Origin of the sequence: Halomonas maura, from assembly GCF_030409305.1 — a bacterium.
In the GTDB taxonomy this organism is placed as follows: domain Bacteria; phylum Pseudomonadota; class Gammaproteobacteria; order Pseudomonadales; family Halomonadaceae; genus Halomonas; species Halomonas maura.
Map to the genome: position 1 here is coordinate 363,748 of NZ_JAUFPQ010000023.1, position 12,136 is coordinate 375,883.

The 12,136-nt window shown below is 68.5% G+C and carries 10 protein-coding genes and 3 tRNA genes; 1 reads left to right on the top strand and 12 read right to left on the bottom strand.

Annotated features, from left to right (window positions below; all coding sequences use genetic code 11):
* Window positions 1-49 precede the first annotated feature (49 nt).
* The 3 genes from QWY76_RS16370 to QWY76_RS16380 are packed head-to-tail and all read right to left on the bottom strand — an operon-like array spanning window position 50 to window position 3,497.
* A complete protein-coding gene (locus QWY76_RS16370) occupies window positions 50-1,375 on the bottom strand; it encodes a sodium ion-translocating decarboxylase subunit beta (RefSeq protein ID WP_290312394.1) in 1,326 nt (441 codons plus the stop codon).
* A 10-nt stretch (window positions 1,376-1,385) separates the two neighbouring features.
* Window positions 1,386-3,194: a sodium-extruding oxaloacetate decarboxylase subunit alpha gene (oadA, locus tag QWY76_RS16375; protein WP_290312395.1), complete on the bottom strand. Its 1,809-nt coding sequence runs from the start codon at window positions 3,192-3,194 to the stop codon at window positions 1,386-1,388.
* 54 nt (window positions 3,195-3,248) lie between these two features.
* Entirely contained in the window at window positions 3,249-3,497 is a 249-nt protein-coding gene (locus tag QWY76_RS16380) for an OadG family protein (protein ID WP_290312397.1), read from the bottom strand.
* Between the two features lie 173 nt (window positions 3,498-3,670).
* Between QWY76_RS16380 and QWY76_RS16385 the strand changes: the two genes are divergently transcribed.
* Window positions 3,671-4,630, top strand: coding sequence for a tRNA dihydrouridine synthase (locus QWY76_RS16385; RefSeq protein WP_290312398.1), 960 nt, complete (start codon window positions 3,671-3,673; stop codon window positions 4,628-4,630).
* A gap of 172 nt (window positions 4,631-4,802) precedes the next feature.
* On the opposite strand, the gene QWY76_RS16390 is transcribed toward QWY76_RS16385, so the two are convergent.
* The 9 genes from QWY76_RS16390 to QWY76_RS16430 all read right to left on the bottom strand — a co-directional run bounded on the left by QWY76_RS16390 (window position 4,803) and on the right by QWY76_RS16430 (window position 12,104).
* Window positions 4,803-4,879, bottom strand: a tRNA-Arg gene (locus QWY76_RS16390).
* Window positions 4,880-4,951: 72 nt separating this feature from the next.
* Window positions 4,952-5,028: transfer RNA gene (locus QWY76_RS16395), tRNA-Arg, on the bottom strand.
* A 35-nt stretch (window positions 5,029-5,063) separates the two neighbouring features.
* Window positions 5,064-5,156: transfer RNA gene (locus tag QWY76_RS16400), tRNA-Ser, on the bottom strand.
* Window positions 5,157-5,246: 90 nt separating this feature from the next.
* Window positions 5,247-5,450, bottom strand: coding sequence for a carbon storage regulator CsrA (gene csrA, locus QWY76_RS16405; protein ID WP_263591187.1), 204 nt, complete (start codon window positions 5,448-5,450; stop codon window positions 5,247-5,249).
* 198 nt (window positions 5,451-5,648) lie between these two features.
* Complete coding sequence (locus tag QWY76_RS16410; RefSeq protein WP_290312400.1) at window positions 5,649-6,899, bottom strand: aspartate kinase; 1,251 nt, start codon at window positions 6,897-6,899, stop codon at window positions 5,649-5,651.
* 107 nt (window positions 6,900-7,006) lie between these two features.
* On the bottom strand, window positions 7,007-9,613 hold the full coding sequence (gene alaS / locus QWY76_RS16415; protein WP_290312401.1) for an alanine--tRNA ligase: 2,607 nt from the start codon (window positions 9,611-9,613) through the stop codon (window positions 7,007-7,009).
* 286 nt (window positions 9,614-9,899) lie between these two features.
* Window positions 9,900-10,370 (bottom strand): regulatory protein RecX, encoded by a 471-nt coding sequence (locus tag QWY76_RS16420; protein WP_290312402.1) that lies wholly within the window; start codon window positions 10,368-10,370, stop codon window positions 9,900-9,902.
* Between the two features lie 3 nt (window positions 10,371-10,373).
* A complete protein-coding gene (recA, locus tag QWY76_RS16425; RefSeq protein WP_290312403.1) occupies window positions 10,374-11,435 on the bottom strand; it encodes a recombinase RecA in 1,062 nt (353 codons plus the stop codon).
* 135 nt (window positions 11,436-11,570) lie between these two features.
* The gene (locus tag QWY76_RS16430; RefSeq protein ID WP_290312404.1) at window positions 11,571-12,104 is read right to left on the bottom strand and encodes a CinA family protein; all 534 of its coding nucleotides are present in this window, start codon (window positions 12,102-12,104) and stop codon (window positions 11,571-11,573) included.
* Window positions 12,105-12,136: the final 32 nt, after the last annotated feature.

The following is a 12,136-nucleotide window of genomic DNA, read 5'->3' on the forward strand; positions in this document are numbered from 1 at the left end:
AAACGGCGCCCCGAGGGGCGCCGTTCGCGGACGGGCACTGGCGGTGCCGTCAGCCGAGGTACTTGATCATCACCCCGGCGGCCACCGCCGAGCCGATCACGCCGGCCACGTTGGGCCCCATGGCGTGCATCAGCAGGAAGTTGTGGGGATTGGACTCCAGCCCCACCTTGTTCGACACCCGCGCCGCCATGGGCACCGCCGAGACACCGGCGGAGCCGATCAGCGGGTTGATCGGCATCCTGCTGACGCTGTTGAGCAGCTTGGCCATCAGCACGCCGCAGGCGGTGCCGATGGCGAAGGCCACCATGCCGAGCCCGAGGATGCCCAGGGTCTCCACCGCCAGGAAGCGGTCGGCCATCAGCTTGGAGCCCACCGACAGCCCGAGGAAGATGGTCACGATGTTGATCAGGGCGTTCTGGGCGGTGTCGGACAGCCGCTCGACCACCCCGCACTCGCGCATCAGGTTGCCGAAGCAGAACATCCCCAGCAGCGGCGCGGCATCCGGCAGGAAGAGCACCACCAGGATCAGCAGGCTGATCGGGAAGACGATCTTCTCCAGCTTCGACACCGGCCGCAGCTGGGTCATGGTGATCTCGCGCTCGTGCTTGGTGGTCAGGGCGCGCATGATCGGCGGCTGGATCAGCGGCACCAGCGCCATGTAGGAGTAGGACGCCACGGCGATGGCCCCCAGCAGCTCCGGGGCCAGGATGCTCGACACGTAGATCGAGGTCGGTCCGTCGGCGCCGCCGATGATGCCGATGGCGGCGGCCTGGTTGAGCGTGAAGTCCATCCAGCCCATGGCCGACATGCCCACCGCCCCGAGCAGGGTGGCGAAGATGCCGAACTGGGCGGCCGCCCCCAGGAACAGCGTGCGCGGGTTGGCGAGCAGCGGACCGAAGTCGGTCATCGCACCCACGCCCATGAAGATCACCAGCGGCGCGATGCCGGAGGCGATCGCCACGCTGTAGAACTGGTAGAGCATGCCGGGGGCATAGCCGGCGCCCTTGGCCACGTCGTTGGCGGCGCGGACCAGCTCGGGCGGGGTGTCGCCGTGCAGCACCTCGGTGAGGGTGTGGCGCCAGGCCTCGAGGCCGGCACCGGGCTCCAGGGTCAGCTGCAGGGACGCCGCCATCTGTTCGAGCAGCTCGGGCCTGGCCAGGTGCGCCGCCTGCTCGGCGGCCGACAGCGCCAGCCCCGCCTCCGGGATGTTGGCCAGGATGCCGCCGAAGCCGATCGGCACCAGCAGCAGCGGCTCGAACTTCTTGGCCATGGCCAGCCACAGCAGCAGCAGGCCGACGGCCAGCATCACCGCCTGGCCGAGGCTCAGGTTGTAGAGCCCCGAGCCGGTCCAGAGCGTCAGTATCTTCTCGGTCATGATCCCTTCCTTAGAGCACGACGAGGGCGTCGCCCACGGCCACGCTGTCGCCTTCGCTGACTTTGACCGCCGAGACGGTGCCCGCCGAGGCGGCACGCACCTCGGTCTCCATCTTCATGGCCTCGAGGATGATCACCACGTCGCCCTCGGCGACCGCATCACCGACGCTGACGTTGACCTTGAAGATGTTGCCGGCGAGCGGCGCGGCGATGGTCTCGCCCGATGAGTCGGCCGGGGCGGCCGGTGCCGCCGGGGCGGGGGCGGCGCCCTGCTCCTGGACCTGGCTGATCTCGCCGCCCTCGGCGACCTCGACCACGTAGGCCTTGCCGTTGACCTTGATGGTGTAGGTCTCGGGATCGCCGGCCGGGGCCGCGGCCTTGGCCGCCGTCGACGCCGACGCGGTCTCGCTGCCCGGCGCCTGGGGAGCCGGCTCGAAGGCCTCGGGGTTGTCGCGGTTCTTGAGGAACTTCAGGCCGATCTGCGGGAACAGCGCATAGGTCAGGACGTCGTCGACCTCGCGCTCGCTCTCGGCCAGGCGGACGCCCTCGCCCTTGGCCTTCTCCTTGAGCTCGGCGGTCAGCCGGTCCATCTCCGGCTGGAGCCGGTCCGCCGGGCGGCAGGTGATCGGCTCGGCGCCTTCCAGCACCCGGGCCTGCAGCGCCTTGTCGAAGGGGGCCGGGGCCGCGCCGTACTCGCCGCGCAACAGCGCCTGGACCTCCTTGGAGATGGACTTGTAGCGGCTGCCCATCATCACGTTCATCACCGCCTGGGTACCGACGATCTGCGAGGTCGGGGTGACCAGCGGGATGTAGCCCAGGTCCTCGCGGACGCGGGGAATCTCCTTGAGCACCTCGTCGAGACGGTCGCCGGCGCCCTGCTCCTTGAGCTGGCTCTCCATGTTGGTGAGCATGCCGCCCGGCACCTGGGCGACCAGGATGCGGCCGTCGATGCCCTTCAATGACCCCTCGAAGGCGGCGTACTTCTTGCGCACCTCGCGGAAGTAGGTGGCGATGTCCTCGAGCGCCTCCAGGTCCAGGCCGGTATCGCGCTCGGTGCCCTTGAGCATGGCCACCAGCGACTCGGTGGGGCTGTGGCCGTAGGTCATGGACATCGAGGAGATGGCGGTGTCGACGTTGTCGATCCCCGCTTCCACCGCCTTGAGGGCGGTGGCGCTGGACAGCCCGGTGGTGGCGTGGCACTGCATGTGGATGGGGATATCCAGCGCCTTCTTGAGCCGCGACACCAGCTCGAAGGCGTCGTAGGGGGTGAGCAGACCGGCCATGTCCTTGATGGCCAGGGAGTCGGCGCCCATGGCGGCGATGGACTTGGCCAGCTCGACCCAGCTGTCCAGGGTGTGCACGGGGCTCAGGGTGTAGGAGATGGTACCCTGGGCGTGCCCCTCGTTGGCGCGCACCGCCTGGATCGCCCGCTCCAGGTTGCGCGGGTCGTTCATGGCGTCGAAGACGCGGAAGACATCGACCCCGTTGGTCCTGGCGCGTTCGACGAAACGGTCGACCACGTCGTCGGCGTAGTGGCGGTAGCCGAGCAGGTTCTGCCCGCGCAGCAGCATCTGCTGGCGGGTGTTGGGCATGGCCGCCTTCAGCGCCCGTATCCGCTCCCACGGGTCCTCGCCGAGGTAGCGGATACAGGCGTCGAAGGTGGCACCGCCCCAGGACTCCAGCGACCAGAAGCCGACCTGGTCGAGCTTCTCGGCGATGGGCAGCATGTCGTCCAGGCGCATGCGGGTGGCGAACAGCGACTGATGGGCGTCGCGCAGGACCACGTCGGTGATGCCGAGCGGGCGGGCATTCTCACTCATGAGAAATTCCTTGTCGTTATAGGGGTGGGAAGGGTCAGGGGAAGCGGGCGGGCCTCAGCGGCGGTGGCGCTCGCGATAGCGATGCACCGCGGCACTGATCACGGCCATGAGGTCATCGTCCGTGGCCGGCGCGGCGCGCCCGGGCCGGGACGGGGCGGCGGGTGCCGGCTCGGGGAAGAAGCGGCCGATGACCTTGGACATCAGGGTCGTGACGATCACTAGCACGGTAAGAAAAACAAACACGAAGCCCATGCCGAGCCCCATCAGGGCAAAGCCCTCGTTCAATAGCTGCATGTCCTGCATGCGGAAATCTCCTCGCCAATGCAGTCACCTTGCGCGAAAAACACGAGATCAGGATGACTTGCGCATGAATTCTGATCGTATAACCTGCCAGACTCCCGACGGATTGCAATGGCGCCATGGTGGAAGTCAACGTTGTTAATTTACTACATGAGGGTCGTATCGGCCTAGCCCCCATGGAGGGGGTGATCGATGCGGTGACCCGCGAGCTGCTGACGCGCCGCGCCGGCTTCGACTGGACGGTGACCGAGTTCGTGCGGGTGGTGGACACCCGCCTGCCGCCCCGCGTCTTCCTTCGCCACTGTCCGGAACTGGCCGGCGGCGACGCCCCCGCGACCCCCAGCGGGGTGCCCGTCCATCTGCAGCTGCTGGGCTCGGATCCGGCCGCCCTGGCGGCCAACGCCCGGCAGGCCCTGCGCCTGGGCGCCGCGAGCCTGGACCTCAACTTCGGCTGCCCCGCCAAGCTGGTCAACCGGCATGATGGTGGTGCCTCTATGCTGCGCGATCCGCGGCGACTGCACGCCGCCGTGAGCGCCGTGCACGCCGCCGTGGGCGACACCCTGCCGGTGACCGCCAAGATCCGCCTGGGCTTCGCCGACCGCCGACTGGCACTGGCCTGCGCCCGGGCCGCCGAGGACGGCGGCGCCCGACGCCTGGTGGTGCACGGCCGCACCCGCAACGAGGGCTACCGTCCACCGGCTCACTGGGAGTGGATCGACCGCATCCGCCGGCACCTGACCATCCCGGTGGTCGCCAATGGCGATATCTGGACCCTGGAAGACTACTGGAAGGCGCGCACCCTGTCCGGTTGTCGCGACGTCATGCTCGGCCGCGGCGCCCTGGCCGACCCCGGCCTGGCCCCGCGCATCCGCCACTGGCAGGCCACCGGCGAGTGCCTGCCGGCGACGCCCTGGGCCGAAAGGGCCCGGGTGCTGAGCGACTATGCTGCAGCGCAGCGTAGCGCACTGCCGGGGAAGATCGTGGTGTCGCTCCTCAAGCAATGGTTGAACCTGATGCGCGGCCGGGATGCCGAGGCCGCCCGCCGCTTCCAGGCACTGCGCCGGCTCACCGAGCTCGATGCCTTCCTGGGCGGCCTCGGAGCCCCCCGGGACGCGCGACGGGCCGCGCCGGCCTGAAGCGGATATGGCCGGGCGGGATGCACAAAAAAAGGGCGCTCGTCGCTAAGCGACGGCGCCCCAAACGATCGCGGAGCCAGGGCCCCTCTGTGGGCACGACCGGTCCGGCTAGCGAGAATCCACTGACAGAAAAGCAGAAGACCCGCCCTCGCGAGGAGGACGGGTCGAGATCTGGCGCGCCCGGGAGGATTCGAACCTCCGACCACCTGATTCGTAGTCAGGTACTCTATCCAGCTGAGCTACGGGCGCTTTTGGCGACAAGCGGGCTCGTCGCGGGACGATGATCCGGCTCGCGGCGACACGGGTCATCGGGGGTAAAGATGGCGCGCCCGGGAGGATTCGAACCTCCGACCACCTGATTCGTAGTCAGGTACTCTATCCAGCTGAGCTACGGGCGCTGATCTTCACCGTGTCGAGACGTTCATGACGAACGTGGCGGAGAGGGAGGGATTCGAACCCTCGATGAGGCTATAAACCCCATACTCCCTTAGCAGGGGAGCGCCTTCAGCCACTCGGCCACCTCTCCCTCATCGACAGGTGCGTATCCTACCGATTTGAAAGGCCATTGTCCAGAGCCTCAGGGATTTTTCTGCGCACCTCCCTGCGACCCCGTCCCTCAGGCCCCGCCAGCCCCGTCATCGGCATCCCCATCCGTCTTCTCGCGCTGAATGCGTTGATAGATCTCTTCACGATGGACGGCGACATCCTTGGGGGCGTTGACGCCGATGCGGACCTGGTTGCCCTTGACGCCAAGCACGGTGACGGTGATGTCGTCACCGATCATCAGGGTTTCGCCGACACGGCGAGTCAGGATGAGCATGACTGATCTCCTTCTCAGACTACTGACTACGGGATGCTCGTCTTCGACAGGCGACGACGTCGCGATGAGGGCCGCGGCGTCGTCCCTGGCCACTGGCGTCGACCATGACACCCAATGGGCTCGTTGAAAGGAAGCCCTGTCACGGTCAAGCCCCGGACTTCCCTACAAGCGTAGAAGCTGTAGACGAACTGCGACGCCTTATTCGCTTTCGATATCGTCCTTGTCGAGACCGAAGGCCTGGTGCAGGGCGCGCACCGCCAGCTCCATGTGCTTCTCGTCGACCACCACCGAGATCTTGATCTCGGAGGTGGAGACCATGCGGATGTTGATGTTCTCCTCGGCCAGCACGCGGAACATCTTGGAGGCCACGCCGGCGTGGGAGCGCATGCCCACGCCGACCAGGGAGACCTTGGCGATCTTGTCGTCGCCCTTGACCTCGCCCTCGCCCAACTCGGGCAGCACCTGCTCCTCGAGGATCCTGAGGGTCTGCTTGTAGTCGCCCTTGGCGACGGTGAAGGTGAAGTCGGTGTAGTCGCCGGCCGGGGCCACGTTCTGCACGATCATGTCGACCTCGATGTTGGCATCGGCGATCGGCCCCAGGATGCGCGAGGCCACGCCGGGCACATCCGGAGTATTGAGCAGGGTCAGCTTGGCCTCGTTGGCGGTGAAGGCGATACCGGAGATCAGCGGTTCTTCCATGGAGTCCTCGTCTTGGTCGGTGTCTGCGACGATCAGGGTGCCGGGGCCGTCCTCGAAGCTGGACAGCACACGCAGCGGAACGTTGTACTTGCCGGCGAACTCGACGGCGCGAATCTGCAGCACCTTGGAGCCGAGGCTCGCCAGCTCGAGCATCTCCTCCACGGTGATGGAGTCCAGGCGCTGGGCCCGGGAGCAGACCCGCGGGTCGGTGGTGTAGACGCCATCGACGTCGGTGTAGATCTGGCACTCGTCGGCGCCCAGCGCCGCGGCCAGGGCCACCCCGGTGGTGTCAGAGCCGCCGCGACCGAGGGTGGTGATGTTGCCCTCCTCGTCGACGCCCTGGAAGCCGGCGACCACGGCCACCTGGCCGTCGTCCAGGTCCTGGCGCATGTCCTCGGTCTCGATGCGCTGGATGCGCGCCTTGGTGTGGGCGCTGTCGGTCATGATGCCGACCTGGGAGCCGGTGTAGGAGGTGGCCGGCACGCCCAGCTTGTGCAGGGCCATGGTCAGCAGCGAGATGGTGACCTGTTCGCCGGTGGAGACCAGCATGTCCATCTCGCGCGGGGTCGGGTCGTCGTTGATGTCGTTGGCCAGGCCGATCAGGCGGTTGGTCTCGCCGCTCATGGCCGAGACCACGACCACGACCTGATGGCCGGCGTCACGGAAGCCCTTGACCTTCTCGGCCACGGCCTTGATGCGCTCCACGGAGCCCACCGAGGTGCCGCCGAACTTCTGTACGTATAATGCCATGTGTCGTTATCCCTCGTTTCGAGTTAGCGTTCGAATGAGTGAAGGGTGATGGAGGCCGTAAAGACCGGGGGCCGGAGGCATCGCTGCCTCCGGCCCCCCCGGAAGGACTAGAGCCGGTCCTCGAGCCACACCGGGACGCTCTCCAGCGCCCCCGGCAGGGACGCGACATCACTGCCGCCGGCCTGGGCCATGTCGGGGCGCCCGCCGCCCTTGCCACCGACCTGGGAGGCCACGTGGTTGACCAGCTCGCCGGCCTTGACGCGGGCGGTGAGGTCGTCGGTGACCCCGGCGATCAGGCTGACCTTGCCGGCGCTCTCGTCGGCCACGCCCAGCACCACGATGCCGGAGCCCAGCTTGTTCTTGAGCTGGTCGAGCATGCCGCGCAGCTCCTTGCCGGACACGCCCTCCAGGCGCTTGGCCAGCACCTTGACGCCCTTGACCTCGCGGGCCTCGCCGAGCATGTCGTTGCCGGCGGCGCTGGCCAGCTTGCCCTTGAGCCGCTCGAGCTCCTTCTCCAGGCCGCGGTTGCGCTCGACCAGCGCGTCGACCCGCTCCTCGAGCTGCTCGGGCTTGGCCTTGAGGCGCTCGGCGAGGCGACCCACCCGAGCCTCCTGCTCACGGAAGTAGGCCAGCGCGCCCTCGCCGGTGATCGCCTCGATGCGTCGCACGCCGCTGGCGATGCCCGCCTCGCTGACCACATGGCAGCAGCCGATGTCACCGCTGCGCGCCACGTGGGTGCCGCCGCACAGCTCCACGGAGAAGCCGTCGGCGCCGATGGTCAGCACCCGCACGTCCTCGGCGTACTTGGCCTCGAACAGCGCCGCCGCGCCTCTCGCCTTGGCCTCGTCGAGGGTCATGTGCTCGATGTGGGTGTCGGCATTGGCCAGCACCTGCTCGTTGACCAGGCGCTCCACCTCGGCCAGCTGCTCGGCGGTCATCGGCTCGAAGTGGCTGAAGTCGAAGCGCAGCCGTTCCGGCGTCACCAGCGAGCCCTTCTGCTGGACGTGATCGCCCAGCACCATGCGCAGCGCCTGGTGCAGCAGGTGGGTGGCGGAGTGGTTGCGCACCGTGGCGGCGCGCAGGGCCGGGTCGACCCGGGGCGTCACCCGGGCGCCGACCACCAGCTCGCCCTCGAGCAGCACGCCGTGATGCAGGTGGTGGCCGGCCTGCTTCTGGGTATCGGTGACCAGGAAGCGGCCGCCCTCGAGCGTCAGGTAGCCGGTGTCGCCCACCTGGCCGCCGGACTCGCCGTAGAAGGGAGTGCGGTCCAGCACCACCACGCCGCGCTGCTCCGCCGTCAGCTTGGCCAGCGGGTTGCCCTCGCGGTCGACCAGGGCTGTGACGGTGGCACTATCCTCCAGCCGGTCATAGCCGGTGAAGGCGGTCTCGCCCTCGAGGTCCAGCGCCGCGCCGTAGTCGGCGTCGAACTGGCTGGCCGCCCGGGCGCGCTCGCGCTGGGCCTCCAGCTCGCGCTCGAAGCCGGCCTCGTCGAGGCTGACGCCGCGCTCGCGGCAGACGTCGGCGGTCAGGTCATAGGGGAAGCCGTAGGTGTCGTAGAGCTTGAACACCGTCTCGCCGGCCAGCACCTCGCCCTCGAGCTCGCCCAGGGCGTCCTCGAGCAGGCCCATGCCGTGCTCCAGGGTGCGGGCGAACTGCTCCTCCTCCTTGAGCAGCACACGCTCGATCTGGTGGCGCGCCTCGCGCAGCTCGGGATAGGCGTCGCCCATCACGACATCCAGCGCCCCGACCAGCTTGTGGAAGAAGTTGCCCTTGGCGCCCAGCTTGTGGCCATGGCGCACCGCCCGGCGGATGATCCGGCGCAGCACGTAGCCGCGCCCCTCGTTGGAGGGCAGCACGCCGTCGGCGATCAGGAAGGCGCAGGAACGGATATGGTCGGCGATCACGCGCAGCGAGGGCGTGGTGGTATCGGCGTGGCCGGTGGCCCGGGCCGCGGCCTCGAGCAGGTACTGGAAGAGGTCGATCTCGTAGTTGGAGTGGACGCCCTGCATCACCGCGGCGATCCGCTCGAGGCCCATGCCGGTATCGATGGACGGCTTGGGCAACGGGTGCATCTCGCCGCCGGCGTCCCGGTCGAACTGCATGAACACCAGGTTCCAGATCTCGATGTAGCGGTCACCGTCCTCCTCGGGGCTGCCGGGAGGCCCCCCCCACACCTCGGGGCCGTGATCGAAGAAGATCTCGGAGCTCGGGCCGCAGGGGCCGGTGTCGCCCATCTGCCAGAAGTTGTCCTCGTCGAGCCTGGAGAAGCGCTCGGGGTCGACGCCGATCTCGTCCTTCCAGATGCGCTCGGCCTCGTCGTCGCTGATATGGACGGTGACCCACAGCTTCTCACTGGGCAGCCCCAGCACCTCGGTGAGGAAGGTCCAGGCGAAGCGGATGGCATCCCGCTTGAAGTAGTCACCGAAGCTGAAGTTGCCCAGCATCTCGAAGAAGGTATGGTGGCGCGCGGTATAGCCGACGTTGTCCAGGTCGTTGTGCTTGCCGCCGGCACGCACGCAGCGCTGCGCCGAGGTGGCGCGGACATAGGGCCGCGGGTCGCGCCCGAGGAAGACATCCTTGAACGGCACCATGCCGGCATTGGTGAACAGCAGCGTCGGGTCGTTGCCCGGCACCAGGGAGCTGGACGGCACGATGGTGTGCCCCTGCTCCTCGAAGTACTTCAGAAAGGCCTGTCTGATGTCTGCGCTTTTCATGGGGTATCCGTGGCGATAAGCATGGTGGCCCGCCGGGCGGGCAGTGCAGCCGTCATCGAGCTGCCACCCTGGGCACTAGGAAGCACTGTATAAATTGGCGAGCGCGCTCAAGCACAAGGCGCGCGGAGCACAGCAACCGGAGCCTATGGGCTATAGGTGAGGATTGCGAGCACCGCGTAACGCAGTGATTGAGCCGCGCAGACATTTAGACAGTGTTTCCTCCGCAAAGGGAGCCATTATAGCGCAGCCGTCAAGCGACTAAAGGGAGGAAGGCCGTCGGGAGGGATCAGGCGTCGTCCCAGGCGTGCGCGAGGGCGTGCCTGAGCTGGTCGAAGTCGAAGCCGCGACCGGCCAGGAAGCGCTCGCGGCGGGCGCGCTCTCGAGGCCCCTCGCCGGGGCCGGGAAAGCGTCGCGCCAGGACCTCGGCGGCCAGCGCGAACCAGTCGACCTCGTCGTCGGCCTCACGGAAGGCCGTCCGCGCGGTGTCGTCGTCGATGCCCCGCCGCCCCAGCTCGGCACGGATCCTCACCGGGCCCTGGCCGCGGGCCACCCGGGACCGCAGGAAGCTCTCGGCGAAGCGCGCATCGCTCTGCAGCCCCTGCTCGACCAGGGCGTCGAGGCAGGCCTCGACCTCGCCGGCCGCGTGGCCCCGGGCGGCGAGGCGCTCGCGCAGCTCGCCCCGGGCATACTCGCGCCGGGCCAGCAGGCGGATGGCGTCCTCCCGGGGCGTGGCGTCGGCGGCGAGGCGCTCGCGCATGGCCTAGAGCAGGTCGTCGTCGCGCTCGCCGGCGTCGGCGGTGGCCTCGACCGCCTCCTCCTTGGGCTCGGGCGTGGCCAGCAGCTGGGCGCGGATCTGGCTCTCGATCTCCTCCATCACCGCGGGGTTGTCCTCGAGGAACTGGGCGGCGTTGGCCTTGCCCTGACCGATCTTGCTGCCCTGGTAGCTGTACCAGGCGCCGGCCTTGTCGACCAGGCCGCACTGCACGCCGAGGTCGACCACCTCGCCGGCGTGGTAGATGCCCTTGCCGTAGAGGATCTGGAACTCGGCCTGGCGGAACGGCGGCGCCACCTTGTTCTTGACCACCTTGACCCGGGTCTCGTTGCCGGTGACCTCGTCGCCCTGCTTCACCGAGCCGGTACGGCGGATGTCGAGGCGCACGCTGGAGTAGAACTTCAGGGCGTTGCCGCCGGTGGTGGTCTCGGGGCTGCCGAACATCACGCCGATCTTCATGCGGATCTGGTTGATGAACACCACCATGCAGTTGGCGTTCTTGATGTGGCCGGTGATCTTGCGCAGGGCCTGGGACATCAGGCGCGCCTGCAGGCCGACGTGGGAGTCGCCCATCTCGCCCTCGATCTCGGCCCGCGGGGTCAGCGCGGCCACGGAATCGATGATGATCACGTCGACGCCGCCGGAGCGCACCAGCATGTCGCAGATCTCGAGCGCCTGCTCGCCGGTATCCGGCTGGGAGACCAGCAGGTCGTCGAGGTTGACGCCGAGCTTCTCGGCATAGCTCGGGTCCAGGGCGTGCTCGGCGTCGATGAAGGCGCAGGTCTTGCCCTGTTTCTGCGCCTCGGCGATCACCGACAGGGTCAGGGTGGTCTTGCCCGAGGACTCGGGGCCGAAGATCTCCACCACGCGACCATAGGGCAGGCCGCCGATGCCCAGCGCGATATCCAGGCCCAGCGAGCCGGTGGACACCGAGGGCATCACCACGCGCGGGGTGTCGCCCAGGCGCATCACGGTGCCCTTGCCGAACTGGCGCTCGATCTGGGAAAGCGCGGCGTTCAGCGCCTTGGAACGGTTGTCGTCCTGAGCCATGAAGGATCTCCTAAGCGGTCGCCGTCGAGGACGGCATGACGAAAGCGGTAATGGCGGCGACGGGCTCGCGGCCCCTGTCGAAAGCACTGTATGACTGCACAGTAGTATGACGAAAAATGCGGCGCTCGGCCAGCCTCATCTGGTGTCGCCGAGCGCATCGGCGCGGTCACCCGCCAGGGCCCGGATCAGCCCGGCCAGGGCGGCCTCCACGGCCTGCTCGCGCACCGCCTGGCGGTCGCCGGGGAAGTGCCGGCACTCGGCGAGGACGCCGTCGGCGCTTCCCCAGGCCAGCCAGACCGTACCCACCGGCTTGTCGGGGCTGCCCCCGCCGGGACCGGCCACGCCGCTGACGGCCACGGCCAGGTCGGCACCGCTCTCCCGGCAAGCGCCGGCCACCATGGCCTCGACCACCTCGCGGCTGACCGCGCCGCGGGCTTCGAGCAACGACGCCGGCACCCCCAGCAGGCGGGACTTGGCGCCGTTGGCATAGGTCACGTAGCCGGTCTCGAAGTAATCGGAGCTGCCGGCCACCGCGGTGATGGCGCTGGCCACCCCGCCACCGGTACAGGACTCCGCGGCGGTGACGCTGACGCCTCGTCCCCGGCAGAGCTCGCCCAGTCGCTCGGCCAGGGCGTGTCCCTCCCCCGCCTGCCTTGTCGCGTTGCTCACCCCCGCCTCCTCGTCTACCGGCCTGAGTCGGT

What these genes read in the sequence shown, in the direction of transcription:
- QWY76_RS16420 (WP_290312402.1), bottom strand. Translation starts at nt 10,370, where the DNA reads ATGCGCGAGCGCCTCGCCGCCGACGCCACGCCCCGGGAGGACGCCATC.
- QWY76_RS16380 (WP_290312397.1), bottom strand. Translation starts at nt 3,497, where the DNA reads ATGCAGGACATGCAGCTATTGAACGAGGGCTTTGCCCTGATGGGGCTC.
- recA (WP_290312403.1), bottom strand. Translation starts at nt 11,435, where the DNA reads ATGGCTCAGGACGACAACCGTTCCAAGGCGCTGAACGCCGCGCTTTCC.
- csrA (WP_263591187.1), bottom strand. Translation starts at nt 5,450, where the DNA reads ATGCTCATCCTGACTCGCCGTGTCGGCGAAACCCTGATGATCGGTGAC.
- alaS (WP_290312401.1), bottom strand. Translation starts at nt 9,613, where the DNA reads ATGAAAAGCGCAGACATCAGACAGGCCTTTCTGAAGTACTTCGAGGAG.
- QWY76_RS16410 (WP_290312400.1), bottom strand. Translation starts at nt 6,899, where the DNA reads ATGGCATTATACGTACAGAAGTTCGGCGGCACCTCGGTGGGCTCCGTG.
- oadA (WP_290312395.1), bottom strand. Translation starts at nt 3,194, where the DNA reads ATGAGTGAGAATGCCCGCCCGCTCGGCATCACCGACGTGGTCCTGCGC.
- QWY76_RS16370 (WP_290312394.1), bottom strand. Translation starts at nt 1,375, where the DNA reads ATGACCGAGAAGATACTGACGCTCTGGACCGGCTCGGGGCTCTACAAC.
- QWY76_RS16385 (WP_290312398.1), top strand. Translation starts at nt 3,671, where the DNA reads ATGGAGGGGGTGATCGATGCGGTGACCCGCGAGCTGCTGACGCGCCGC.